Origin of the sequence: Promicromonospora sp. NPDC059942 (assembly GCF_042731755.1) — a bacterium.
Lineage (GTDB): Bacteria > Actinomycetota > Actinomycetes > Actinomycetales > Cellulomonadaceae > Promicromonospora.
Genome location: NZ_JBHWLR010000012.1, coordinates 112,181 through 136,539 on the forward strand (window position 1 = coordinate 112,181; position 24,359 = coordinate 136,539).

A 24,359-nucleotide genomic window follows, 5' to 3' on the forward strand; every position below is an offset into this window, starting at 1 on the left:
GGACGACGTGGCCCGACGGCCACCGGGAACCTGAGAGGCGTGGGTGAACGTGAGCTCGAGCGTGAACATCAACCCTGGTATCGGCGTCGACGTGGCATTTCCGCGCTCGGCACCCAGTGACCCGAGCGCGCCGCACGTGCGGCAGGCGCGCGTCCGGGTGGACGGCGGGTCGGACCGCGGGGCCCTGGCCCGGATCTGGGAGAGCATCGGCTACGACGAGATCAACTGGACCTATACCCCGACCGGCCGCCGGCTGCTGCAGAGCTTCGGCGAGGTGACGGACCGCGGCTACCACGTGCGCCCGCACTACGTGTTCTGCTCCGGCACCGGCTTCGGCATCCCGCACTGGGGCAACGGGAACGTCTACCACGAGGACGCGGACGGCGTCCCGAGCTACGACTTCACCATCGTCGACCAGGTGTACGACGCCATCGTCGAGGCGGGGCACCACGTGCTGGTCGAGCTGGCGTTCACGCCCCGCGACCTGTTGCCCGACGCCGCGGCGGAGCTCGAGGTGGTGCCGAGCCCTACCGTCTACAGCAACTACGAGGCCGGCGCCTGGTCGTACCCGCCCAAGGACTACGGCCGCTGGGGCGAGCTCGTCGCCGCCCACGCGCGCCACTGCCTCGAGCGGTACGGCGAGGAGGAGGTGAACAGCTGGCTGTGGGAGCTGTGGAACGAGCCCGACATCTTCTACTGGCGTGGCACGCCCGAGGAGTTCTACGAGCTCTACTCGGTCACGGCCCGCGCGGTCCGCAGCGTGCTGCCGGACGCCAAGGTCGGCGGGCCGGCCGTGACGGGCTCCGGCGACGAGTTCCTGCGCGGCTTCCTCCAGCACACGCGCGACCATCGGGACCCGCTCGACTTCGTGTCGTTCCACACCAAGGGCTCGGCGTTCACGCCGTGGCGCGTGTACGGCCCCACCGGGGGTCCCGCGCCCGAGCAGCAGAGCCCCTCGGCGCACAAGATGCTCTTCGAGATCCGCCGGATGCTCCGCGTGATCGCGGAGTTCGAGGAGTACCGCGGGCTGCCGGCCGTCGTGGACGAGTGCGACGCCGGCGTCCCCGCCCACTACAGCGTCTACGACAACGCCAACTTCCAGTTCCAGAACACCGAGTACTACCCGGTGTTCCAGGTGAAGCTGATGAAGAAGATCCTCGACCTCAACGAGACCGAGGACGTGCAGGTCGAGCAGGCCACCTCCTGGAGCTTCTACTTCGAGGGGGAGCGGTTCTTCGAGGGCACGCGGGCGTTCCTCACGGCCGGCGGCGTCGAGAAGCCGTTCCTGAACGCCTACCGGCTGCTCGCCCGGCTCGGCGAGCGCCGGATCGACGCCGTCTCGGACGCCGCGCACCCCGTGACGCTCCTGGACCAGGCCGAGGGCCGCAGCATGCCCGAGGAGATCGACGCCCTGGCCTCGCGGTCGGCGTCGGGCACCGTCGCGGTGCTCGTGTGGCGGCACACGGACGACCAGTACCAGCGCGACGACGTGGAGGCGACCGTCACGCTCGACGTGACCGGGCTCGACGCCGACGCGTACACGCTCAGCCACCACCGGATCGACGTCGAGCACAGCAACTCCCACACGGCCTGGGTGGCGCAGGGCTCTCCGCAGGTGCCCACCGAGGAGCAGCTCGCGGCGATCAAGGCCCGGCAGGGTGTCGAGGAGCTGGAGCCCGCGCGGCGCGTCGAGCCGTCGTCGTCGGCCCTGGAGCTGACCGTCAGCCTGCCGCTGCCGTCGGTCTCGCTGCTCGTGCTGGAGCCGGTCCGATGAGCGAGTCCTTCGCCCGTACGGTCACCCTGCGGGACGGCGTCGCCGTCCCGCAGGTGGGCCTCGGCGTGTTCCAGGTGCCCGCCGACGAGGCGCAGGCCGTGGTGGAGCAGGCGCTCGAGGTGGGCTACCGGCACATCGACACGGCGGCGGCCTACGTGAACGAGCGGGGCGTGGGCGCGGCCCTGCGGGCCTCGGGCCTGCCGCGCGACGAGCTGTTCGTCACCTCCAAGCTCCGCAACGGGGACCAGGGGTACGACCGGGCGCTGCGCGCGTACGACGAGACGTGCGAGCGGCTGGGCCTGGACGCCCTCGACCTCTACCTCATCCACTGGCCCAACCCGTCGGCCGGGCTGTGGCAGGACAGCTGGCGTGCGCTGCAGCGGCTGCGGGCCGAGCACCGGGTCGTGGCGGCGGGCGTGTCCAACTTCCTGGTGGAGCACCTCGACGAGCTGGCGCGCTTCGCGGACGAGATGCCCGCGATCAACCAGATCGAGCTCCACCCCACCTTCCAGCAGCCCGACGTGGCCGCCGCGTGCCGGGCCCACGGGATCGCCGTCGAGGCGTACTCGCCGCTGGGCCAGGGGGCCGACCTCGGGCACCCGAGCGTCACGGCGGTCGCCGACGAGCTCGGCGTGACACCCGCCCAGGTGATCCTGCGCTGGCACGTCGACAAGGGGCACGTGGTGATCCCGAAGTCGGTGTCGCCGGCCCGCATGCGGGCCAACGCGTCGCTCGAGGGTGTCGCCCTCACCGCGGAGCACGCGGCCGCCGTCGACGCGCTCGACACCGGCCGGCGCATCGGCGGCGACCCGCGGACCTTCTCGATCAGCCAGATCCGCTGACCGAACCCGTTCCACCACCCGACACGACCCCGACACGACGGAGTGCTCGATGGCGAGTCAGACGCGGCAACGACGCCGCAACCTCTGGATCTACGCGTTCCTGATGCCGACGTTCATCCTGTACGGCGTCTACACGATCTATCCGATCGTCGCGAGCTACTGGTACTCGGTCGTCGAGTGGAACGGCTTCAGCGCCGAGCAGCGGTTCGTGGGCATCAGCAACTACGAGGCGGTCCTGGCCGACCCGCTGTTCTGGTCGTCGGTCCGCATCACCCTGCTGTTCATGCTGGTCGTCGCCCCGCTGCGCATCTTCGGGGCCTTCTTCCTGGCGATCCTGCTGAACTCCCCGCGGCTGCCGTTCGCCAAGTTCTTCCGCACCGTCTACTTCCTGCCCGTCGTGACCACGACGGCGATCATCGGCGTGGTCATGCGGTTCATCCTCGACCCCGGTGCGGGACCCGTGGCCGCGGTGGTCGGGCTGTTCGGCCTGCCGCCCGTCGACCTGCTCGGCGACTCCGCCACGGCGCTGGTCACCACCGCGCTCGTGTACGTGTGGAAGTTCTTCGGCATCACGATGATCTACTGGCTGGCCGCGCTCCAGACGATCCCGCAGGACGTCTACGACGCGGCCCGGGTCGACGGCGCAGGCGGCCTGCGGATCTTCCGCCACATCACCCTGCCGATGCTGCTGCCGTTCCTGCTGATCATCACAGTGCTGACCATCGAGGACTGCTTCCACGCCTTCGACCTCATGCAGACGATGACGGCGGGCGGCCCGTTCTACAGCACCGAGATCATCGAGATCTACATCTACCGGTGGGCGTTCGCGGCCTCGATCCCGCAGCTCGGCTTCGCCTCGGCGGCCGCGGTGCTGTTCGGCGTGCTCGTGCTCGTCGTCGTCGCCCTGCAGGCCTGGGCGACCCTCACCTCGCAGCGGCTCCAGTCGCAGCGGACCGAGAAGGGACGAGCATGAGCACCCTCGCCGCACAGCGCCGCGACCCGCAGACCGGGGCCGGGACCCGGGAGCCCGCGGACCGGCGTCGGCCCCCCGCTCCGCACGGCCCGCGACGTCGCGGCTGGTGGCTCGTCGCCCTCGTGCTCGCCGCGGTCGCGTTCCTCTGGGTCTTCCCGTTCCTCTGGATGGTGTCCGCGTCGCTGAAGAGCTCGGGCGAGATCTTCGCCGGCGGCCTCGGCCTGATCCCCGAGACGCTCGCGTGGGAGAACTACGGCCGGGCGTGGACCGAGGGCGGGTTCGGGCACTACCTGCTCAACACCGTGATCGTGACGGTGGCGACCACGGCGATCGTCGTCGTGCGGTGCGCGCTGGCGGGGTACGTCATCGGGCGCTACCGGTTCCCCGGGTCGCGGCTGATCATCGGGATCTTCGTCGCCACGCTCTTCGTGCCCACCGGGTACACGATCATCCCGATCGTCAAGGTCTCCCTCGAGCTCGGGCTGCTCAACTCCCTGGCCGGCATGATCCTCGCCCTGGGCGGGGCGTCGAACGTCGCGTCGATCCTCATCTACGCCGGGTACTTCCGCCGGATGCCCGCCGACCTCGAGGAGGCGGCGATCGTCGACGGCGCGGGGTTCCTCCGGGTGTTCCTGCGGATCATGCTCCCGCTGTCGATGCCCGTCACCGCCACCGTCGGGATCCTGACGTTCCTGGCCACCTGGAACGCCTTCTTCCTGCCCCTGGTCTTCTCGTCCACCAACCCGAACCTGCGCACGGTCAGCGTCGGCATGCAGGCGTTCGTGGGGGAGAACTCGACCGACTGGGCAGCCATGGCCGCCGCCGGCGTGATCTCGATCCTGCCCGTCGTCGTCCTGTTCGTGTTCATGCAGAAGTACTTCGTCGAAGGCATCGCCGGCGCCGTCAAGGCGTAGGCCACCCGTCCGGATCGTCGTTCTCAAGGAGGAGACTGACATGCTCGAACTGTCGAGGCTTGAGTTGTCGCGCCGCACCTTTGTCGGTGGCGTGGGGGTGGGCGCGCTCGCGGGGCTGCTCGCCGCGTGCGGCGGCGCCGGCACCGCGCCCGGGGTGGGTACAGGCATCCGCTGGTGGGACCACTTCGGCGGCCTGCAGGACCAGCACAAGATCTGGGCCGCCGAGCAGGCCGAGCGGCTCGGCGTGGCCGTCGAGTACACCTACAACGAGCCGGGCCGGGCGGTCGAGGCGCTCCAGCTCGCGAACCAGTCCAAGCAGCTCCCGGACGTCTACTCGAACATCGTCGGCCTGCCCCTGCCCGCCCTGGTCGACTCCGGCTGGGTCAGCCCGATCGAGCTGTCGGACGAGGCGCTGGCGCGCCTGCCCGAGGGGACCCTCGTCGAGGGCGTCAGCATGCTCGACGGCGTGGTGTACGGCCTGCCGGTCATGTCCGACCGCCAGTACTGGGCCTGCACCTGGTATAACTCCGAGATCGCCGAGTCCGTCGGCTTCGAGCCGCCGCGCAGCTACGACGAGTTCCGCACGGCCCTGGGCGCCATCGCCGACGACGGCCGGTTCGCGCCGCTGACCCTGGCCCTCGGGGCGAGCGAGCGCATGCGCGACCAGGTCGACGACCTCGCGCAGTCCGGGGGATTCCCCGGCTGGCAGGGGCTGCGCTACGAGACCGGCGAGTACGCCTACGAGGACGACGCCTACGTCAACGTGATCGAGCTGCTCAAGGAGATCTCGGACAACGGCTGGCTGCTGCCCGGCACCAACTCCTTCCAGGTTCCCGACGCGCGCGGCCGCTGGGCGGCGGGCAGCGTCGGCTTCGCCATCGACGGTCCCTGGGCGCCGGGTGGCGTCCGGGCGCTCAACGAGGCGCACCTGCCCAAGATGGCGACGTCGGGCCAGCTTACGCCCGAGGGCGAGGACCTCGTGATCACCCGCGGCGCGCCGGCGCCCGTGTGGTTCGTCGCCGGGAACACGAAGTACCCCGACGAGGTGAACCTGCTGCTCGAGTCGTTCACCCAGGACGACTACCAGGCGGTCCTCGCCGAGGCGATGGACCAGCCCCCGCTCAACCTGGACGTCGTGGCCGACGCCGACGTCATCGAGCCGTACGCCTGGCTGGTCGAGGACTACAAGAAGCGGGTCTTCCGGGCCCCGCAGCCCCAGGTGCGCAACCCCGCCGCGAACGAGGCCCTCGCCTTCGTCATGCCGGCCGCGCCCCACCTCGGGGACATCATCCAGGGCTACCTGGGCGGCGACGTCACCGACCTGCGGGCAGAGCTCGTGAAGCTCAGCGACACCGCCAACCAGAACCTCGACCAGGCGATCGACAAGGCCGCCGGAGCGGGGGCAGAGGTGTCGCGGGACGACTGGGCGTTCACCGACTGGCAGCGCGGCGTCGACTACGCCTACTGAGTTCGCTACACCGACTGACAGGAGAGCACACGATGCATGCATTTCCCGCCGAGCGAACGGCGATCGTCACGGGCGCGGCCTCCCTGCGCGGCATCGGCCGGGCCGCGGCCCACCGGCTGGCCCGGGACGGCTGGTCCGTCGGGGTGCTCGACATCGACGGCGCGGCGGTCAAGGACCTCGCCGAGGAGCTGACCCGGACCTACGGTGTCCGGGCCGCGGGAGTCGGGGCCGACGTCGGCGACGCCGACGGCGTCCGGGTCGCGATCGCCGAGCTGACCGCCGCGCTGCCGCCGGTCGTCGCGCTCGCGAACGTCGCCGGCGTCAGCTCCCCGACGCCGTACCTCGAGCTCGACGACGCCGAGTGGGAGCGGGTGCTGCGCATCAACCTGCACGGCGTCCACCACGTCACCCGGGCGGTCGTGCCCGCGATGGTCAAGGCCGGCGTCGGGCGCGTGGTTTGCCTCTCGTCCGTGTCGGCGCAGCGCGGCGGCGGCACCTACAGCCGCACGCCGTACTCGGTGGCGAAGGCCGGCGTCATCGGACTCGCCCGCTCCCTGGCGCGGGAGCTCGGCGAGCACGGGATCACCGCCAACGCGATCGCCCCGGGACCCATCGACACCGACATCATGGGCGGCACCCTCAGCGAGGAACGCAAGGCCGAGCTCGTCACCGACCTCGTCGTGGACCGCGTCGGCACCACGGACGACATCGCCGCGGCCATCAGCTTCCTGGTGGGCCCGGAGTCCGGCTACATCACCGGCCAGACGCTCAACGTCGACGGCGGGCTCCACATGCACTGACGGCCGCAGGTACTGACGCGCGCGGTTCCTGGAGCACCAGACCCACCGAAGGGAGGATGCCATGACCCCGGCCGGCACCCGCTGGATCGGCACGAGCTGGAAGATGACCAAGTCGTTGTCCGAGGCGCGCCGGTACGCCACGGCGCTCACCGAGGCCGCCCGTCCCGGGCGGTGGCCGGGCCTCCAGCCCTTCGTGATCCCGCCCGCGACCGCACTCACCACGGTCCGTGACGCCCTGCCGCCGTCGACCGGGGTGCTGCTCGGGGCGCAGAACGCGCACTGGGCCGACAGCGGGGCCTGGACCGGCGAGGTCTCGGCGCCACAGGTCGCCGACGCCGGCGCGCGCCTGGTCGAGATCGGGCACTCCGAGCGGCGCCAGCACTTCGGCGACACCGACGACGTCGTGCGCCGCAAGGTCCAGGCCGTGCTGCGGCACGGCCTGGTCCCGCTGCTGTGCGTGGGCGAGCCCGCGGCCGTGCGGGCGGCGGGCGGCTCGGTCGAGCACGTGCTCGCCCAGGCGCGCGCGGCGCTGGCAGGGACGGAGCCGGCGGCAGCGGACGAACCGAACCGGGTGCTCGTCGCCTACGAACCGGTCTGGGCGATCGGGGAGCACGGCACACCCGCACGGCCGGACGACGTCGCCGACGTCGTCGCGGCGCTCGCGGCCGACCTGGGCCCGCTTGTCCAGGGAGTCCTGTACGGCGGCTCGGTCGACCGGGCGAACATGCACGACCTGCTGGCCGTGGACCACGTCAGCGGCCTGTTCATCGGCCGGGCCGCGTGGGACGTGGACGCGTTCGTCGAGATCCTGGACGGCGCCGCGGCGGCCAGGCCGACGAGCGCGACCAGCTGACAACCGAGATGCCGCAGGGCATCGCAGATCGACGGAGATCACACATGCGCACAGCCGAGAACTGGCCCGTCGCGGCCAACATGTTGTCCTTCGGGTCGACGACGGCGGACGGCATCCCCAACGTCGACGCCCCGGCCGAGTCCTGGCGGGCCCAGCTGCAGCAGGTCGCCGACCTGGGCTTCGCGCACGTCGACCCGACCGACGCGTGGCTGTCGATCGGCGAGCTGAGCGACACCCGCTTCGGCGAGCTGCTCCTGGTCTTGAAGGACGTAGGGCTCGCGGTCCCGTCCGTGTCGACCACGCGGCGCAGCGTCGTCGACGCCCGGCACGGCGACGACTACCTGCGCCTCGGCCACACGATCATCGACCGGGCACCGGAGCTCGGGGCCGAGGTGGTGAGCTTCGGCTTCATGCAGGCGCTGAAGCCCGCCCAGGAGCGCGCGCTGTGGTTCTGGCTCGCCGAGGGGCACCACGACGACGTCGCCGACCGGGACACGTACGACCTCGCCGTCTGCCGTGTCCGCGAGCTGGCGGACCACGCCCGGGACGTGGGCGTGCAGGTCAGCCTTGAGATGTACGAGGACACGTATCTCGGCACGCCGGACCTGGCGGTGCGGTTCGTGCAGGATGTCGACCGGGACAACGTGGGCCTCAACCCCGACCTGGGCAACCTGGTGCGGCTGCACCGGCCGATCGAGGACATCCCCACGATGTTCGAGAAGGTGCTGCCGCTGACCAACTTCTGGCACATCAAGAACTACACGCGCGACGAGGACCCGACGACGGGCTCGTACGCCACCCATCCGACGCCGCTCGTCCAGGGCGTCGTCAACTATCGCGCGGTGCTCCGCCGCGCCCTCGACCTGGGGTTCGAAGGTGTCTTCGTGTGCGAGCACTACGGGTCGGACAGCCTCGGCGTCGCCGCCATCAACCGCGAGTACATCCGTGACGTGCTGCGCGGTGCCGGGCGCTGAGCCGTTCTTCCATGCCGTTCCACGAGCCGAGGTTCCACGAGCAGAGGTGCAACCGACATGACCTACGTGCACAACCGTCCGGAAGACTTCGCGGCCGAGGCGCTGCGTGGTCTGGTCAAGGCCCATCCCGGCCGCCTGCGGCCCGTGCCCGGGGGCATCGCCCGCACGGAGGGCACCCGCCCCGGCAAGGTCGCCGTCGTGGTGGGCGGTGGTTCGGGACACTACCCGGCGTTCGCCGGCCTGGTGGGTGCGGGCGTGGCCGACGCCGCGGTGTGCGGTGAGGTCTTCACGTCGCCGTCCACGCGCCAGGTGCTCGACGTGTGCCGGGCCGCCGACGCCGGCGCCGGCGTGTTCGTCACCTTCGGGAACTACGCGGGCGACGTGCTCAACTTCGGCGCCGCGGCCAGCCGCCTGCGGGCCCAGGGCACGGACGTCTCGATCCTCCTGGTGACCGACGACGTCGCGTCCGCCCCCGCGGACCGGGCGGCGGAACGCCGTGGTGTGGCCGGTGACCTGGTCGTGTTCAAGGTGGCCGGCGCCGCAGCGGAGCGGGGCGCCGACCTGGCCGAGGTGAACCGCCTGGCCGGCCGCGCGAACGCGCGCACCCGGTCGTTCGGCGTCGCGTTCGGCGGCTGCACGCTGCCGGGACAGGACCACCCGCTGTTCAGCCTGGAGCCGGGTCAGGTCGGGTGGGGTCTGGGCATCCACGGCGAGCCGGGCGTGGGCGAGGAGGCCGTGCCGACGGCGGCCGGGCTGGCCGCCGAGCTGGTCGAGCGGGTGCTGGCCGAACGCCCGGCCGGCGCGGACGGCCGGGCCGCCGTGCTGCTCAACGGGCTCGGGAACGTGAAGTACGAGGAGCTGTTCGTCCTCTGGGACCGGGTGCACGACCTGCTTGCGGAGCGCGGCGTGCGGCTGGTGGCCCCGCTGGTGGGGGAGTACGTGACGAGCCTCGACATGGCCGGGTGCTCGCTGACGGTGTGCTGGCTGGACGACGAGCTGGAGCAGCTGTGGCTGGACCCGGCCGACACGCCGGCCTTCCGGCACGGCGGGTGGCGGCCGGCGCCGGCGGTGACTCCTGAGGAGTCCGCTACCGAACCCGCTGCTGATCCGGCCCCGGCGCTCGTGCCCGCCACCACCGACGAGGGCGCGGCGGCCGCCCGGTCCGTGGCCCGGATCCTGCACCGTGCCCAGGCCGTGCTGCACGACGCCGAGGAGATGCTCGGCGACCTGGACGCGCTGGCCGGCGACGGCGACCACGGCCGGGGCATGTCGCGCGGGGTCGACGCGGCCGTCGAGGCCGCCGACGCAGCGCTGGCCGCCGGCGGTGACGCCCCGTCGGTGCTGCGTCGCGCGGCCGACGCCTGGGCGGACCGGGCCGGCGGCACCTCGGGTGCGCTCTGGGGCGTGGGGCTGTTCGCGCTGGCCGACGCGCTCCCGGCGGACGCGGCGGTCTCCTTCGACGACCTGGTGGCCGGGATGAGCGCGGCCAGGGCGCAGATCCGGTCGGTCGGCGGCGCGAGCGTGGGCGACAAGACGCTCGTGGACGCGCTCGACCCGGCGGTCGAGGTGCTGGTGGCGGCCACCGGTGCCGCGTCGCGCCCGTCCGGCGAGGCGTGGCAGGCCGCGGTGCGCGCCGCGCATCAGGGCGCGACCGCGACCACGCAGTTCGCGGCCCGGCTCGGCCGCTCGCGGGTGCTGGGCGACAAGAGCCTCGGCGTCGCGGACCCCGGGGCGACGTCGCTCGCCCTGCTGCTGGGCGAGGCGGGTGCCGCCGTCGGCGTCCCCGTGCCCGCGAGCTCGACCGAGGAGGCGCGATGACGACGGGACTGCGGCTGGTGATCGGCTCGGACGACGCCGGCTTCGACTACAAGGAGATCCTGAAGCGGGACCTGGAGGCGGACGACCGCGTCGCCTCGGTGGTCGACGTCGGCGTGGGGGCGGACGAGCACACTGCCTACCCCCACATCGGTGCGGCGGCGGGCCGCCTCGTCGCGGCGGGGGAGGCCGACCGTGCGCTCCTGGTCTGTGGCACGGGCCTCGGGGTCGCGATCTCGGCGAGCAAGGTGCCCGGCGTGCGGGCGGTGACCGCGCACGACTCCTTCTCGGTCGAGCGCTCCGTGCTCTCCAACGACGCCCAGGTGCTGTGCTTCGGTCAGCGCGTGGTGGGGATCGAGCTGGCCCGCCGGCTGGCGCGGGAGTGGCTCGGCTACACGTTCGACCCGAGCTCGGCCTCCGCGCCCAAGGTGGCGGCGATCAGCGAGATCGAGCGATCCGCCGAGCGGGTGGACGGTCATCGGATCAGGTGTCATGGATCGGGGTGAAAGCCCTCGCGCATCAACGGCACGGGCCGTGCCGAAACGCATCATGGGCGACCGAGCCGCATGGGCGACCGAGCCGCCGCACGCGCGCCACGTCAGTTGAGGGAACCGACCTCGAAGCCCAGGAAGTTGCCTCCGGAAACTACCTGACCTGCGGAAACACCGTACGAGAGGCCCAGTTTTCGCGAGGCACGCGAGCGCCCGTATCCGGTGTTACCGTGCAAGTCCGGGGCTCATGCGATGCGACGACGCACCGTTCGCTCGTCCCGAACTGCGAGGAACACCATGGACGACAAGCTCACATTCGCGGCGGTCCTGCTCGGTGGGTACCTGCTCGGCCGGACCAAGAAGCTGAAGCTGGCGCTCGCGGTCGCCGGTGCCCTCGGCGTCAGAGAGCTCAGGGCACATCCAGACCTGCTCAAGGCCGGCGGCGCCGCTCTCTCCACCCCGGCGATCAAGAAGCTCACCGACGAGGTGTCCGGGCGGCTCGTCGAGGCGGGCAAGACCGCCGTCGTCGCGGCCGCGGCCAAGCGTGTCGACAGCCTTGTCTCCAACCTCGAGGAGCGTGCGGGAGCGCCCCTCGCGTCCCACGGCGGGGAGCAGCCGGCCGACGAGGAGACCGGCGACGAGCCGGCACCCGAGGACGAGGCCTCGCCCGAGGAGGCCACGGCGGGATCGCGCTCCGGTGATGACGAACCCGAGGTCGAGCAGACGCAGGCCGACGACGAACAGGCCGACGACGAACAGGCCACCCCGAAGTCTGCAGCACGCCGGCGACGCGCGGCATCAGAGAGCTCGTCGCGCAAGTCGGGCCAGGGCCGGTCCAAGCAGGGCGCCTCCGCCGGAGGCGCCAAGAAGTCGACCGGGACGAGGTCCACGACGCGGTCGACCAGCGGGAAGTCGACGAGGAAACCGAGCTCCCGCTAGTCCCACGCGCCTGGTGCCGCGCGCGGTGCCGGGAAGGAGCATCCCATGAGCAACCAGTCCTCCGAGAAGACCAAGGAGGCACCCCAGCCGCTCGCCGCTCTGCGCGAGTCGGCCGGAGGCTACGTCAAGGCGCTCGCCGACCACGCGGTCGACAACCTGACGGAGAAGGTCAGCGGCCTGACGGACCGGCTTACCCAGTACGCCGAAGGATCCGGCGAGGCGGGCGGGGCCAAGGCCTCCGCGGCCGCCAAGGGCGCCGAGGAGCTCGCGCAGGGTGCTTCGCCGGTCAAGGCAGGCCTCTCCGCCGCGGTCACCGGCGTCAAGGAGAAGGTGAAGGACGTCTTCGGCGGCGGGAACGGTGGGGGCGGCGGCAGCGCCAAGAAGTTCAAGTTCAACAACATCGTCGAGGCGATCGACGTCGGCGCTCCGCTCGGCGTGGTCTACAACGCGTGGACCTCGTACGAGAAGTGGCCCGAGTTCATGAAGAAGGTCGAGCACACCGAGCTGGACGAGGAGACCGGCGAGGTCCAGCTCAAGGGCAAGGTGCTCTGGTCGCACCGCCAGTGGGACACCGTCATCACGGAGCAGATACCGGATCGGCGGATCGTCTGGGAGTCCAGCGGGGCCAAGGGGCATCTCAGCGGCGTCGTGACGTTCCACCCGCTGGGTGACGACCTCACGCGACTGGTGATCGTCGTCGCGTACTACCCCCAGGGCTTCATGGAGAAGACGGGCAACATCTGGCGGGCGGTGAACCGGCGGGTCCGGCTGGAGCTCAAGTACTTCGTGCGCCATGTCATGACCGAGTCGGTGCTGCGCCCCGAGGAAGACGAGGGATACCGCGCCGAGATCCACGACGAGGAGGTGGTCCGCAGCCACGAGGAGGTCGTGGAGGAGGAGCGTGCCGCCGAGGAGGACGAGGGCGAGGAGTACGACGACGAGGAAGAGGGCGAGGAGTACGAGGGCGAGGAGGGCGAGGACGAGGACGAGGAAGAGGGCGAGGAAGAGGACGAGGAAGAGGGGTCCGACGAGGAGACCGAGACCAAGAACAGGTAGGGGTCGCGATGACTGCTGTGACCACGAGAGCCCCGAGCTCGGGGTACGTCGACCGTCCGTCGTCCGCCTCGCTGGCAGACGTCATCAACATCATCCTCGACAAGGGTCTGGTGATCGACGTCTTCGTGCGGGTGTCGCTCGTCGGCATCGAGGTGATCACCATCGACGCCCGCATCGTCATCGCCAGCGTCGACACCTATCTCCGGTTCGCCGAGGCCACCAACCGGCTCGATCTTGCCCGGACCGGCGGCCGTGACCTGCCGGACCTCATGGAGGGGATCTCCGAGAGCGGTGCACGCGGCAAGACCAAGGGCGTGCTGAAGTCCGCCAAGGAAGCTCTCGTCGGCAGCGGCAAGGACGACGAGGACCAGGACCAGGACGAGACCGAGGAACGGTCTCCGGCCGAGAACGACGCCGACGACGAGCAGCGTGAACCGGCGCCGCGCCGTTCCCGGCGCCGCGTCTCCCGGTCCTAGCGGACCTGAGAGCACCTATCGCTGCGGGGGAGGGAGCGTGTTGTACCTCTATGGGCTCGTGCTTCCCGGCACCGATGTGCCCGACGTCCCGGCCGGACCCGGAATCAGTGACATGCGTCTGGTCGGGCTCGGGGAGGTCGCCGTTCTGGTGTCCGACGTCGACACCGACGAGTTCGTCGGGACGCCCTCCGAGATACGTCGCCATGTCGCCGTGCTCGACGGGGTGGCGGCCGATCACCCGGTTCTGCCGATGAGGTTCGGCACGGTGGTGCCCGACGAGACGGCCGTCGAGGAGGCCTTTCCGATCGAGCGTCGCGGGGCGATCTCCGATGACCTGGACCGCCTGGGCGGTCTCGTTCAGCTCACCGTCAGGGCGAGGTACGTCCAGGAAGCCGTGCTGGCCGAGCTCGTGGCGGAGGACGTCAAGATCGCGAGGCTGCGCGAGACGTTGCGGCACCTGCCGCCGCACGCTCTGCGTGACGCCCGTATCCGGCTGGGAGAGCTCGTCGTCCGAGGATTCGCGCGCAAGCGGGCACACGACATCGATGTCGTGCTCGACGAGCTCGCCCCGTTCACGGTCGAGATCCATGAGCACGAGACGCAACAGGTCGACGACGTGTTGGAGTGTGCCGCGCTCGTCCGGCGGGCCGAGCACACGAAGTTCGAGGGCGTGCTCGAAGGCATCGCGGAGCGCGCGTACGGCCGCATCTTCTTTCGTCTCGTGGGACCGCAGGCGCCGTACGACTTCGTCGGGGAGCGATGAGCGATGGGCCTGCTGAGAGGACTGCTGTCCATCCCGCTGGTACCGGTCCGCGGCACCATCTGGGTGGCCGAGCAGGTGCGCGACGAGGCCGAGCGTCAGTACTACGACGTCGGCGCGCTGCGCCGGCGCCTGGAGGAGATCGGCAGGGCGCGGGACGACGGCGACCTGTCCGACGACGAGGCCGATGCGCTGGAGGCGCAGCTCGTCGCCCGACTGGTCGAGGCGAACCGGCGCGCCCGGGAGAGGGGAGAGCGATGAACGACGCGGACACACGCACCGGTGAGCGCGCCCGTCGCCGTCCGACGAGCGAGCGACGCGGCGGTACGGGAGGCGGACAATCGCGCCTGACGGCAGTGCAGGCGGCCCGCACTGCGGTCGAGCAGCTCGTCGAGCTCACCGGGCGCCGGCTGGAGAGCGTCGTCGGGATCCGCTCCGAGGACGAGAAGTTCGTGGTGGTGATCGAGGCCGTCGAGGACCCGCGCGTGCCCAGCACCGCGGACGTCATGGCCGAGTACGAGGTGGAGCTCGACGAACAGGGCGAGCTCCTGGCTTACCGGCGCACGAGCCGTTACGTCCGCGGGAGCACGGACGACGGGTGACGCGGCGCGACGACCGCGGCCGCACCGGCCGGCGGACCCCGGCGAAGGAGGTGACCTGGCATGAGCGTGGTCGGCGGTCACGATCGCTCGATGGAACCGCAGCGCGACCCCGACGGGTCGCTCGTCAACGTGATCGAGACACTCCTGGACAAGGGCCTCGTCGTCAACGCGGACATCATGGTCTCCCTGGCCGGTGTGGAGCTCCTGGGCATCCGGATCCGGGCGGCCCTCGCCTCCTTCGAGACCGCCGCGCGCTACGGTCTCGAGTTCCCGGCCGGCACCAACACGGAGACGCTCGCCTGGCGGCGCGCCATCGAGCAGAAGGAGACCTGCCCCAGGTGCGGCAAGACGTCGCCGCGCTCGCAGCTGCTGAACGACCTGTGCCCGTGGTGCGGCTGGCGCAGCGCGCTGGCGGAGCGGAAGGCGGACCGGGCCGAGCTGGCCGGCCCTGACCAGGACGACGAGCGCGAGGTGGAGGAGAAGCCACCGAGGAAGACTGGGCGGGAGGGTCGCCGTGACCGCTGATCCGGGGACGCGGGCCGACGACGCGGCGCGGATGGAGCCCACACGCGACGTCGGCGCGACCCTGCCCGACCTGCTCGACGTCATGCTCGACAAGGGCGTCTACCTGGATCTGGACCTAATCATCTCGGTCGCGGACGTACCACTCATCGGTGTCAGCCTGCGGGCCGCCGTCGCGGGGATCGAGACCATGCTGGAGCACGGTCTGATGCGCAGCTGGGACGAGCAGACCCGGCAGTGGGCACGGCGTTCGGTCGGGCGTCACGTGCCGCTGGGCGACGGCGAGGAGATCGTCCTGCGGATGGCCGGTGGGCATCTCCAGGCGGAGCCGTACCGGAGCTGGCGTCCGGGGATCGTCTACCTGACCTCGAGGAGGCTGATCGTCTGGCGGGCCGACCCGCGCGAGATCCTCTGGCAGACGCCGCTGGAGGACCTGGTCGCGGTCGAGCTGCGGCCCGAGGCCGTCGTCGACGGTCCGGACAGGCTGCGGGTGTGCGTGGTCGTGCCCTCCGGGCGGGTGTGGCTCTCCGCGGCTGCTCCTCAGCGCCTCCACGACGCACTGCGGGAGACGGTCGGCGCCAGGGAGGAGGCCGGCGATGGAGATCGATGAGCGCAACCTGAAGAACGGGCTGCTCACCCTCGTGGTCACGCTGGTCGAGATCATCGAGGAAGCACTGGAGAGCCAGGCGATCCGTCGGCTGGAGGGCGGCGAGCTGACCGACGAGGAGCAGGAGCGCCTCGGTCAGGCCCTGCTCGACCTCGACGAGGCGATCGGGCAGATCAAGCAGGACCACGGGCTGGAGACGTCCGTCGCGGACCTGAGGCGTGGGCTGGACGACGTCGTCGACGACATCGTCCGGGGTCTCACCGGGCAGCGCGGGAACGGACAGCCCGGACTGGAGGGCCCGTGACCGGGGACCGCCTCTATCTCTACGGCATCGTGCCGGCCACGCCCCCGGACCTCGGGACCGGTATCGACGGGGTGGCCCTGCGCGCGGTCGCCGGGCCGGACGGCGTGACCGCCGTCGTCCACGAGCACGACGGCGGTCCGTACCAGGGAGCGGACGCCGACGTCCGGCGCTGGGCGGTCGAGCACAGTGTCGTGGTCGAGCGTGTCTGGCGTATCGCTGACACGGTGCTGCCGGCCAGCTTCAACGTGATCGTGGCGCCCACCGCGGAGGCGTCGGCCGGACAGCGGCTCCAGGAGTGGATGGAGACCCATGCCGACCTGCTGCGCCAACGCCTCGACGCGCTCGGCGGGCGGGTCGAGCTCCACGTGGAGATCAGCCTGGACCGGCAGCAGGCCGCCGAGGGACATCCCGACGTGATCTCGGCGAAGGCCGAGCTGGAGAGCCGGCCGCCGGGTGTCCAGCGGCTGCTCCGAAAGCGCGTCGACCAGCTGGAGCGCGAGATCACCGAGGCCCAGGCCGACGACCGGCATCCCGTCTACCGCCGCCGCCTGGCCGCGGTCAGCGAAGGGCTGGACGAGAACCGCCGGGCTCACCTCGCTGCCGGAACCTCCCTCGTCCTGTCGGTGGCGCTGCTGGTGCCGGCCGACGACGTGCGCGGAGTGGGCACCGTGCTGACGGCGATCCAGGGTGAGGAGCCGGCGGCGCGAATCCGCTATGTCGGCCCGTGGCCGCCGTACTCCTTCGCCGACGTCACCGCGCTGGGACCACCGGGTTTCGAGTCCTAGTGCGAGCGCAGCGCCTTGATCAGGTCGCTCTTGCGCATCGTGGAGCGCCCAGGGATACCGATCTCGGCCGCCCGTTCACGCAGCTTCGCGACCGTCCAGTCGTCGTAGTCAGCCGCCTTGCCGTCGTGCTGAGCCTGGGGCCTCTCGGGCTGGGGCCTCTCGGGCCGGGGTCTTTCGGGCTGGGGTCTCGTGGGCTGAGGACTCTCAGCAGGAGCCAGGCCTTCGGTGGCGGGTCCTTCGAGCAACGTGCCGTCCGCCGCGAACCTCGACCCGTGCACCGGGCAGTCCCAGGACTCCTCCTGGTCGTTCCAGCGGACGACGCCGCCGAGGTGCGGGCAGACCCGGGACACGCGCGGGGCTCCGGCGCGCTGCCCCGTCGGGCGCGTCGCCGCGCATGCCCAGCCCTTGGTCTGCTCGCCGAAGGTGGCCGCGGTCCGGGTCGAGGGCTCGGGCGGGCGCGCCCACGGCTCGAGCGCCGGGCCCCAGTCCACCGGGTCGTCGAGGATGCGGCCCGCGAGCGCGAGACCGGCGGCGGCGCCGGTGGTGAGCCCCCATTTGCCGTAGCCGGTGGCGACGAGCACCCGCTCGTCGCCCGGGACGACCGGCCCGATGAACGGCAGTCCGGTGTCGCTGGTGTAGTCCTGGGCCGCCCAGGCGTGCCGTGCCGCTCCGACAGGCAGGGTGCCCTTGGTCCATCTCTCCAGCGTCGCCAACCGCCGGGCCGGATCGGGCTCCCTGCCGACGGTCCAGCCCTCGCCGCCCACCATGAGCAGGTCACCGGCGACGCGGAGGGAGCGCACGGGATGGTTCGCCGTGATCGACGTCGTCTGGGCGAAGCCTGACGGGAGTGCTTCGGGGTCGGGCAGGTCCCACGTGGTCAGCAGGCTGCGGCCCGCCTCCAGCCGCAGGAACAGTCCGCCCAGGCGTCCGGGCGGGGCACCGGTCGCGAGGACGACACGTTCGGCGAGCACGGTGCCGTGGCTCGTGCGCAGCGCGACGCCGGACCGCGCCCGGCGCACCTGCCGGACGCGGACGCCGTCGTGCACCGGGACACCGCGGGCGCGGAGCCGGGCGCGGAGCGCCGAGAGCATCTGCAGCGGGTCGACCTGGGCCTGGCCCGGCAGGCGAACCGCGCCGAAGGTGCGTACCGGGTACGGCGGCTCGTCCTCCCGGTGCGCGGCGAGCCCCTGCCGCGTGCAGACCGCGAGGACGGCATCGAGCACGGTCACCTCCTCCCGGGTGGTGGCGACGGTCAGGTCGTCCCGGTTCTCGACGGCGACGTCCAGGTCGTCAAGGGTTCGGCGCAGCCAGCCGAGGCCCGCGAAGCCGGCCGCGAGATAGGCGCCCACGGCGTCGTCGCCGTGTCGTGCGACGCGTGCGAGGTGGGCGCCCTGCAGCACGGAGAGCTTGCCGGTCGACCGGGCGGTGGTGGTGGCGCCGGCCGGGCCGGAGTCGAGCACCACCACGTTCGCACCGCCGTCCGCGAGGAGCTGGGCGGTGACCACCCCGGTGACTCCCGCCCCGACCACGACGACGTCGGCGCGGAGCGGGCCGGGAGCGCCTTCGGACGTGCCGGCTGCACGGGCACCGCCCGAGGTGTCGTTGGGGTCTTCTTCGCTCACAGCGCGCCTCCTGTGCCAGTGATCGGGAACGTCGCGGCGACGTTCTCAGGCTGGCACGCAGGCCTGGCACTCGCACGGCGCGGGGCGGCACGATGGCGAGCTGAGCCGGAACGCGCAACGCTCGTGAGGCAGGCCCACAGGGCTGCGAGGACCGCGACACCGGGAGGACGACGATGCGTGCACCCACACGGCAGGGCAAGGAGAACGTCAGCGTCGAGGACGTGCTCGACCCGGCGCCCTGATGGCGGTGCCGGGGTCGCGCGCGCTGTCCTTCCTGCACGGACGGTGGGCGCGCCACCCGCGGTGGTCCCTCGCGCTCAAGGGTGCGGTGGCCGCCGCGCTCGCCTGGTTCGTCGCCCTGCTCGCGCCCGCGCCGTTCTCGGAGTACCCCTACTACGCGCCGCTCGGTGCGGTCGTCGCGGTGACCAGCAGCGCCGTCCGGTCCGTCCGCGAGTCGGTGCAGGCGGTCGGGGCGCTCCTGCTGGGGGCGGTGATCGCCCGCGGGGTGGACGCCGCTGTGGGCTCCAGCGTGCTGTCGGTCGCGATCGTGGTCGCCGTCGCCCTGCTGTGCGCCGGCTCGCGGCTGTTCGGCGAGATGGGTACCTGGGTGGTCACGTCCGCCCTGTTCGTGCTCGTGCTCGGCGGCGCCCACCCGCTGGAGTTCACCGGCGTGTTCGCGGGCATGATCGTCGTGGGCGCGGCGATCGGCGTGGCGATCAACCTGCTCCTGCCGCCGCTGCCGCTCACTCCTTCGGAGATCGCGCTGGACCGGGTGCGGGACGTCCTGGTCGACCAGCTCGAGGTGCTCGCACAGCGCCTGGAGCACGACGGGCCCCTCCTGGCCGAGGAGTGGCAGCGCCGCCGTCACGACCTGACCCCGACCACCGACCGGACCAGGGATGCCATGTCCGGGACGCGTGAGGCGCTGCGGGTCAACCGGAAGGCGCGGCGCTACGGCGAGCGGACGACGGCGCAGGCCCGGCGTGCGCAGGAGCTGGGCAGTGCGGCGGACGTCGTCGACGACGTCGTACGACTCCTCACCGAGTGGGAACGCGCCGACCAGGAGCGCGTGGCGCTCGGGCCGCTGCTACGACCAGAGCTGGTCACAGCGCTGCGGGCGTACGCCGAGGCCCTGCGCTCCGACCGTGGCCAGGGGCCCGCGGACGAGGCCGTGGCGCGCTGCCGTGAGTCCGTCGACGCGCTCACGGGCGCCGTACGTGCGGTCCGGCGCTCGTCGGGTCAGGACCTCTTCGTCGCCGGGGCGATCGTCGTCATCCTGCGGCGCGCCTGCTCTGCGCTGACCGCCGCCCGCGAGCCGGAGTAGCCCACGATCGTGCGTCGGCAGGTTCAGGGAGTCGTGGCAGCGGGGTCGGAGGGCACCAGGAAGGTGCGCACGTCCTGGAGCGAGCCCTGCGTGCTGGCGATCTCGATGATCTGCCGGGCGACCTGACGTACTGCGACGTTGGTGACGTTGGAGGTGACGCGCATGTGTTCGAAGGCGGCCTCAGGATCGACGCCGAGGGCGATGGCGACGATGCCCTTGGCCTGTTCGATCGGAGCTCTGGTGGCGGCCGACGCCCTGATGGACGTGTCGGCGGCCTCGTTCGCCTGCCGGCTGATTCCGGCTGTCACGTCGACGAAGTAGCCCACCAGCTCGGTCACCCGGTGGGTGCCGGGGTCGCGGCGACCTCGTCCGATCACGGTGAGCGTTCGTTCCTGCCCCTTGGCGTCCATGATGCGGTGGACGCTGCTGAAGGGTTCTCCGGTCGTGGCGGCGTGCGCGAGGATCCGGGAGACCCGGGAACGGTCCTCGGGGTGCTTGTGCGCCAGGATGAGTGCCGTGGTCGGGACCACGTCTCCAGGTTCGAAACCGTGGATCCGGTACACCTCGTCAGACCACCACCACTCGCCGGTCGCCAGGTCGTAGCGGTAGTGCCCGATGGTGTGGTTCGCGCCAAGGGTCAGGGCGCGCTCGATCTCCAATGGTTCCGCGCTCATGTTGCAGCCTCCCGGATGCATAGCGCCGACGAGCCGCGTCCTGACTCACCCCGACCGTAGCGTCAATGCGTCGTCACCGACAGCCCGAGGTAAGGGTACCCAAACTTCACCCGTCTCCCTCGTGACCGTGCGCCGCCTGGTCGACCAAGCCGGTCGTGCGACTGAAAACTCGTGGTGTGAGTGTGGGTAGGAGTGCGGGGGAGGTGAACCGAAGAGTGGATCCACCAGAACTCCTGAGCCTGCTCGCTCGGTCGTTCGCCGACACCGAGGCGGACCGACCGCTGCCGGCACGGTTGTGCGAGGCGTGCGTCGACGCCTTCCGGGCGGACGGCGGAGCGCTGACCGTGTTGGCCGATGCGGAAGACCAGGTCGCCGTCAGCACGCCAGGTGCCTTCGAGCAGCTCGAACCACTCGAGGAAGTCCTCGGTGAGGGCCCGGTGCACCAGGCGCTGGCCGAGAACCGGCTGGTGGTCATGCGGATCGGCGCGATGGTGGGCGAGTACCCGGTCTTCTCCCATCTGGCGGGACTGGTCGCTGCCGGAGCGACGCTCTACGCGGTGCCGATGCAGGTGGGCTCCCGCGTGGTCGGCGTACTCAGCCTGTACGGCGTTCTCGGGCGGGAGCACCGGAGGGCGGAGGACCTGCAGTTCGCTGCCGACGTCGTCGGGGCTGACCTGCTGAGGAACGCCGGCTTGCTGAACTGGACCGAGAAGGCGCCGTTCCACCAGGCCACCGGGATGGTGGCCATCCAGCTGGGCATCCGGCCCGAGGACGCGTCCGCGCTGATCCGCGCGCACGCCTTCGTGCGATCGACGAGCCTGCTCGCCGTGGCGGAAGAGGTTCTCCAACGCCGTGGGATGCACTTTCGCGACGAGTGAGCGGAATCAGCGTCTACCCGGCCTCGACCCTGCCTCGGGGAGGGCTCGTGCCGCGGTCGGAGCAGTGCCACCACCTACTCGCGGCGTACTTGTCGCGGGTCTTTGTCCTCGCGCCGGCCGCGCCATCGCGGTTGCCGCAGGCGGCCGTCTCTGGTCCACTCGGCGAACTCGACCTCGCCGACGAGGGTTGGAGTCACCCAGTGCGCGTCACGTGCGTCGGCCCGGGGTATGTCGTGGAACGGCGTGGTCTCGCGTGCGATCCGCCCGAGCCGGTCGTGCAGGTCGTCGAGGTCACGGTGGGAGAAACCCGTTCCGACCCTGCCGACGTAGTGCAGCCGGCCCTCGGCGTCCCCGACTCCGAGCAGGAGTGATCCGACGGTCGTCGCACGCCGTCCCTGACCAGGTCGCCAGCCGCCGACCACGACCTCCTGCGTCCGGGCGTGCTTGATCTTGATCCAGTCCCGGGTGCGTCGTCCGACGGCGTAGCGCGAGTCGCGGCGCTTCGCGATCACGCCCTCGAGACCGAGCTCGTCGCTTGTCCGCCATGCGTCGTCGAAGTCCTCCTCCACCGCCGGCGGGACCTTGACGGACTCGTTCTCGGTCACCAGGGCAGCCAGGCGCTCACGCCGTTCCGTGTAGGGCAGGTCGACGAGCGGTTCGCCGTCCTGCTCCAGGAGGTCGAACAGGAAGATCTGGGCGGGCACGCGCTCTGCCGCCCGCCGGATCTCCCGTGGATCGGCGAGGTTGATCCTGTGCTGCAGCCGGGCGAAGCTCGGTCGGCCCCGCGCGTCGAGCGCGACGATCTCACCGTCCAGCACCGCCTCCCCGCGCACGGCGCGCCCGAGGCCGTCCACGATCTCCGGGTAGCGCGGGCCCTGGGCCTTCTGGTTGCGGCTGGCGAGGCTGACCGGACCACGCCCGTCCTGCTGCCCGACCCGTGCCAGCGCCCGCACCCCGTCCCACTTCATCTCGAGCGACCAGTCGTCCGGATCTCCCTGGCCGACGACGTCGTCGCGCGCACCGAGGGTGGCGAGCATGACCTCATACGTGGGTCGAGTCATCGCGGCACCCTGGTGCTGCCGGCGAGCGGGTCGCCGCGCCGACGGATGCGGGGGAGCACCTCGTCCAGCTCGAGCTGGTGCAGCTTGGGCGAACCCAGCTCGCGCCAGGTTCGCGGCAGTGCGACCCAGGGCCGGCTGCGGCCACGCAGCGAGTAGGGCGCGACGGTCGTCTTGCTGCCGTTGTTCTGCGACCAGTCGACGAGCACCTTGCCCGTGCGCAGCGACTTCCTCATGTCGCTCACCACCAGGTCGCCATGGTCCGCCTCGAGAGACCGGGCAAGCTCGTGAGCCACCTCGGTGACCTGCTCCGTGGAGTCTCGGCCCTCCAGCGGCGCGTACAGGTGGAGCCCCTTGCTCCCGCTCGTCACGGGTACCGGATCCAGTCCCATGCCCTGCAGGATCCCGCGGGCAAGGCGGGCCACCTCCACGCACTCCGCGAGCCCGGCTCCCTCGCCAGGGTCGAGGTCCAGCACGAGCCGATCGGGCGAACGGGGCGCCCCACTGCTCACGGCCGGCCGGCCGAACCGCCACTGCGGTACGTGGATCTCCAGCGCGGCCATCTGCGCGAGCCAGACGAGTGTCGCCGAGTCCTGCACGAGGGGATAGGTCGACGTGCCGGTCTGGTGGCTCAGTTCGCGGCGCGCCACCCACTCCGGCGTGCCACGGCCGAGGTCCTTGTGGAAGAACGGGTCTTCCCCGACCCCGTCCGGCCAACGCTTGCGTGTGGCCGGACGATCCCGCACGTGCGGCAGCATCGTGTCGGCCACGGCCGCGTAGTACTCGACGACGTCGCGCTTGGTCGTACCGGTCTCCGGGTAGAGAACCTTGGACAAGTGCGTCAGGCGCACCTCACGGTCGTCCAGCGTCACGACCTGGGTGTCCTGGTTCGCGTCCGTGATCATCTCTGCTGTCCCTTCGCAGACCACTTCGACCATCGCAGGCTCGCGCCGGCTCGCAACCCGATGATCGACCCCGCACGACCACCTCAGCCGATGCTCAGGAGGGCGACGGCGATCCCGGCCGCTACGAGCCCGAGGGCCTGGGTGCGGCCCAACCGCTCGTGATGCACCGTCACTCCCAGCAGCACCGGGATGGCGGGATAGAGCGAGGCGATGACGACGGCGACGGCCAGCATCTCCTGGCGCGCGGCCAGCACGTAGAGCACCAGCCCGAGGGTGGCCCCGGCTCCGATCAGCCCGGCTCGGGCGTGATCTGCCGCCCTGACCCGCGACATCCGTGCGGACCGCAAGGCCGGTACGAGCGCGATCACCGCCACGACCCTGCCGACTGCCACCGGCCACAGGCCACTGTCCGGGCTCGCCAGGCCGAGCGCGACATACTGGACTGCGACCCCGCAGCTGGCGATCAACCCGTCCCGTACCGCGCCTCGGCCCCTCGACACCCGTCCGCGAGTGATGCACCACAGGGCCGGGGGCACGAGCAGGATTCCCGTCCATGCCAGCGTGCCTGGCCGTTCGTGGAGCACGACGACTCCGCACCCGACCGACAACGCCACTCCGGTCACGGCGCTGATCGGCATGACGATGCTCAGCGCACCGCGGCTGACTCCGCGGTTGAGGAAGTACATCGTCGTGGCGCTGCCGAGGCCGGACAGGGCACCCCACCCGAGGTCGGCGGGCTGGAGCACGTCGCCGGGACCGGCGAGGACGGCGGCCACGCATGCGGCGAGCAGAGCGCCCAGCTGACCCACGAAGGAGACCACGGCGAAGTGGACCCGCCGCGAGAGGATTCCTCCGGCGTAGTCGACCACTCCGTAGACGAGGGCCGACGACAGCGCGAGCCACGGACCCAGCATCGGCGCTGCCCCCTCCTGGACTGATGGTT

The 24,359-nt window shown here is 71.5% G+C and carries 26 protein-coding genes and 1 pseudogene; 22 read left to right on the forward strand and 5 right to left on the reverse strand.

Features of this window, described 5'->3' with window-relative positions; translation table 11 throughout:
- The first annotated feature begins 49 nt into the window (after positions 1-49).
- The 20 genes from ACFV9Q_RS19550 to ACFV9Q_RS19645 all read left to right on the forward strand — a co-directional run bounded on the left by ACFV9Q_RS19550 (position 50) and on the right by ACFV9Q_RS19645 (position 16,955).
- Positions 50-1,774 (forward strand): glycoside hydrolase, encoded by a 1,725-nt coding sequence (locus ACFV9Q_RS19550; protein WP_377235772.1) that lies wholly within the window; start codon positions 50-52, stop codon positions 1,772-1,774.
- Positions 1,771-2,616, forward strand: a complete 846-nt coding sequence (locus ACFV9Q_RS19555; protein ID WP_377235773.1) for an aldo/keto reductase — start codon at positions 1,771-1,773, stop codon at positions 2,614-2,616. The genes ACFV9Q_RS19550 and ACFV9Q_RS19555 overlap by 4 nt, the downstream gene beginning before the upstream one ends.
- Positions 2,617-2,665: 49 nt before the next feature.
- Positions 2,666-3,589, forward strand: a complete 924-nt coding sequence (locus ACFV9Q_RS19560) for a carbohydrate ABC transporter permease (protein WP_377235774.1) — start codon at positions 2,666-2,668, stop codon at positions 3,587-3,589.
- Positions 3,586-4,503 carry a carbohydrate ABC transporter permease gene (locus ACFV9Q_RS19565; RefSeq protein ID WP_377235775.1) on the forward strand — a complete coding sequence of 306 codons (918 nt, stop codon included), beginning with the start codon at positions 3,586-3,588 and terminating at the stop codon, positions 4,501-4,503. Before ACFV9Q_RS19560 ends, ACFV9Q_RS19565 begins: the two co-directional genes overlap by 4 nt.
- A 40-nt stretch (positions 4,504-4,543) precedes the next feature.
- Positions 4,544-5,971 carry an ABC transporter substrate-binding protein gene (locus ACFV9Q_RS19570; protein ID WP_377235776.1) on the forward strand — a complete coding sequence of 476 codons (1,428 nt, stop codon included), beginning with the start codon at positions 4,544-4,546 and terminating at the stop codon, positions 5,969-5,971.
- A 32-nt stretch (positions 5,972-6,003) separates the two neighbouring features.
- Positions 6,004-6,771: an SDR family NAD(P)-dependent oxidoreductase gene (locus ACFV9Q_RS19575; protein ID WP_377235777.1), complete on the forward strand. Its 768-nt coding sequence runs from the start codon at positions 6,004-6,006 to the stop codon at positions 6,769-6,771.
- A gap of 61 nt (positions 6,772-6,832) precedes the next feature.
- A complete protein-coding gene (locus tag ACFV9Q_RS19580; protein WP_377235778.1) occupies positions 6,833-7,624 on the forward strand; it encodes a triose-phosphate isomerase in 792 nt (263 codons plus the stop codon).
- 44 nt (positions 7,625-7,668) lie between these two features.
- On the forward strand, positions 7,669-8,598 hold the full coding sequence (locus tag ACFV9Q_RS19585; protein WP_377235779.1) for a sugar phosphate isomerase/epimerase family protein: 930 nt from the start codon (positions 7,669-7,671) through the stop codon (positions 8,596-8,598).
- A gap of 57 nt (positions 8,599-8,655) precedes the next feature.
- On the forward strand, positions 8,656-10,416 hold the full coding sequence (locus ACFV9Q_RS19590; RefSeq protein ID WP_377235780.1) for a dihydroxyacetone kinase family protein: 1,761 nt from the start codon (positions 8,656-8,658) through the stop codon (positions 10,414-10,416).
- The gene (locus tag ACFV9Q_RS19595; protein ID WP_377235781.1) at positions 10,413-10,919 is read left to right on the forward strand and encodes a ribose-5-phosphate isomerase; all 507 of its coding nucleotides are present in this window, start codon (positions 10,413-10,415) and stop codon (positions 10,917-10,919) included. Before ACFV9Q_RS19590 ends, ACFV9Q_RS19595 begins: the two co-directional genes overlap by 4 nt.
- 282 nt (positions 10,920-11,201) lie before the next feature.
- Positions 11,202-11,843, forward strand: a complete 642-nt coding sequence (locus tag ACFV9Q_RS19600) for a hypothetical protein (protein ID WP_377235782.1) — start codon at positions 11,202-11,204, stop codon at positions 11,841-11,843.
- Between the two features lie 45 nt (positions 11,844-11,888).
- Entirely contained in the window at positions 11,889-12,899 is a 1,011-nt protein-coding gene (locus ACFV9Q_RS19605) for an SRPBCC family protein (RefSeq protein ID WP_377235783.1), read from the forward strand.
- A gap of 8 nt (positions 12,900-12,907) precedes the next feature.
- Positions 12,908-13,375, forward strand: a complete 468-nt coding sequence (gvpJ, locus tag ACFV9Q_RS19610; RefSeq protein WP_377235784.1) for a gas vesicle protein GvpJ — start codon at positions 12,908-12,910, stop codon at positions 13,373-13,375.
- Positions 13,376-13,412: 37 nt separating this feature from the next.
- Entirely contained in the window at positions 13,413-14,138 is a 726-nt protein-coding gene (locus tag ACFV9Q_RS19615) for a GvpL/GvpF family gas vesicle protein (RefSeq protein ID WP_377235785.1), read from the forward strand.
- A 3-nt stretch (positions 14,139-14,141) separates the two neighbouring features.
- Positions 14,142-14,396: a gas vesicle protein GvpG gene (locus ACFV9Q_RS19620; RefSeq protein WP_377228019.1), complete on the forward strand. Its 255-nt coding sequence runs from the start codon at positions 14,142-14,144 to the stop codon at positions 14,394-14,396.
- The gene (gvpO, locus tag ACFV9Q_RS19625; RefSeq protein ID WP_377235786.1) at positions 14,393-14,737 is read left to right on the forward strand and encodes a gas vesicle protein GvpO; all 345 of its coding nucleotides are present in this window, start codon (positions 14,393-14,395) and stop codon (positions 14,735-14,737) included. Before ACFV9Q_RS19620 ends, gvpO begins: the two co-directional genes overlap by 4 nt.
- 90 nt (positions 14,738-14,827) lie before the next feature.
- On the forward strand, positions 14,828-15,262 hold the full coding sequence (locus ACFV9Q_RS19630) for a gas vesicle protein (protein WP_377235787.1): 435 nt from the start codon (positions 14,828-14,830) through the stop codon (positions 15,260-15,262).
- Positions 15,252-15,869 (forward strand): gas vesicle protein, encoded by a 618-nt coding sequence (locus tag ACFV9Q_RS19635; RefSeq protein WP_377235788.1) that lies wholly within the window; start codon positions 15,252-15,254, stop codon positions 15,867-15,869. The genes ACFV9Q_RS19630 and ACFV9Q_RS19635 overlap by 11 nt, the downstream gene beginning before the upstream one ends.
- Entirely contained in the window at positions 15,856-16,170 is a 315-nt protein-coding gene (locus ACFV9Q_RS19640; protein ID WP_377228015.1) for a gas vesicle protein K, read from the forward strand. The genes ACFV9Q_RS19635 and ACFV9Q_RS19640 overlap by 14 nt, the downstream gene beginning before the upstream one ends.
- Positions 16,167-16,955 carry a GvpL/GvpF family gas vesicle protein gene (locus ACFV9Q_RS19645; protein WP_377235789.1) on the forward strand — a complete coding sequence of 263 codons (789 nt, stop codon included), beginning with the start codon at positions 16,167-16,169 and terminating at the stop codon, positions 16,953-16,955. Before ACFV9Q_RS19640 ends, ACFV9Q_RS19645 begins: the two co-directional genes overlap by 4 nt.
- Here ACFV9Q_RS19645 and ACFV9Q_RS19650 read toward each other — a convergent pair.
- Positions 16,952-18,577 carry an FAD-dependent oxidoreductase gene (locus tag ACFV9Q_RS19650; RefSeq protein WP_377235790.1) on the reverse strand — a complete coding sequence of 542 codons (1,626 nt, stop codon included), beginning with the start codon at positions 18,575-18,577 and terminating at the stop codon, positions 16,952-16,954. The genes ACFV9Q_RS19645 and ACFV9Q_RS19650 overlap by 4 nt on opposite strands.
- Positions 18,578-18,818: 241 nt before the next feature.
- Between ACFV9Q_RS19650 and ACFV9Q_RS19655 the strand changes: the two genes are divergently transcribed.
- Complete coding sequence (locus ACFV9Q_RS19655; protein WP_377235791.1) at positions 18,819-19,901, forward strand: aromatic acid exporter family protein; 1,083 nt, start codon at positions 18,819-18,821, stop codon at positions 19,899-19,901.
- A 23-nt stretch (positions 19,902-19,924) separates the two neighbouring features.
- On the opposite strand, the gene ACFV9Q_RS19660 is transcribed toward ACFV9Q_RS19655, so the two are convergent.
- Entirely contained in the window at positions 19,925-20,575 is a 651-nt protein-coding gene (locus ACFV9Q_RS19660; RefSeq protein ID WP_377235792.1) for a PAS and ANTAR domain-containing protein, read from the reverse strand.
- A gap of 215 nt (positions 20,576-20,790) precedes the next feature.
- Between ACFV9Q_RS19660 and ACFV9Q_RS19665 the strand changes: the two genes are divergently transcribed.
- On the forward strand, positions 20,791-21,453 hold the full coding sequence (locus ACFV9Q_RS19665) for a GAF and ANTAR domain-containing protein (protein ID WP_377235793.1): 663 nt from the start codon (positions 20,791-20,793) through the stop codon (positions 21,451-21,453).
- Between the two features lie 74 nt (positions 21,454-21,527).
- Here the strand turns inward: ACFV9Q_RS19665 and ligD (ACFV9Q_RS19670) are convergent, their stop codons facing one another.
- From ligD (ACFV9Q_RS19670) to ACFV9Q_RS19680, 3 genes and pseudogenes are all read right to left on the reverse strand, one after another.
- Positions 21,528-22,514 carry a non-homologous end-joining DNA ligase gene (gene ligD, locus ACFV9Q_RS19670; protein WP_377235794.1) on the reverse strand — a complete coding sequence of 329 codons (987 nt, stop codon included), beginning with the start codon at positions 22,512-22,514 and terminating at the stop codon, positions 21,528-21,530.
- A gap of 20 nt (positions 22,515-22,534) precedes the next feature.
- Positions 22,535-23,416 (reverse strand): annotated as a pseudogene (ligD, locus tag ACFV9Q_RS19675) (non-homologous end-joining DNA ligase); the annotation flags it as partial.
- Between the two features lie 83 nt (positions 23,417-23,499).
- The gene (locus ACFV9Q_RS19680; protein WP_377235795.1) at positions 23,500-24,330 is read right to left on the reverse strand and encodes an EamA family transporter; all 831 of its coding nucleotides are present in this window, start codon (positions 24,328-24,330) and stop codon (positions 23,500-23,502) included.
- Positions 24,331-24,359: the final 29 nt, after the last annotated feature.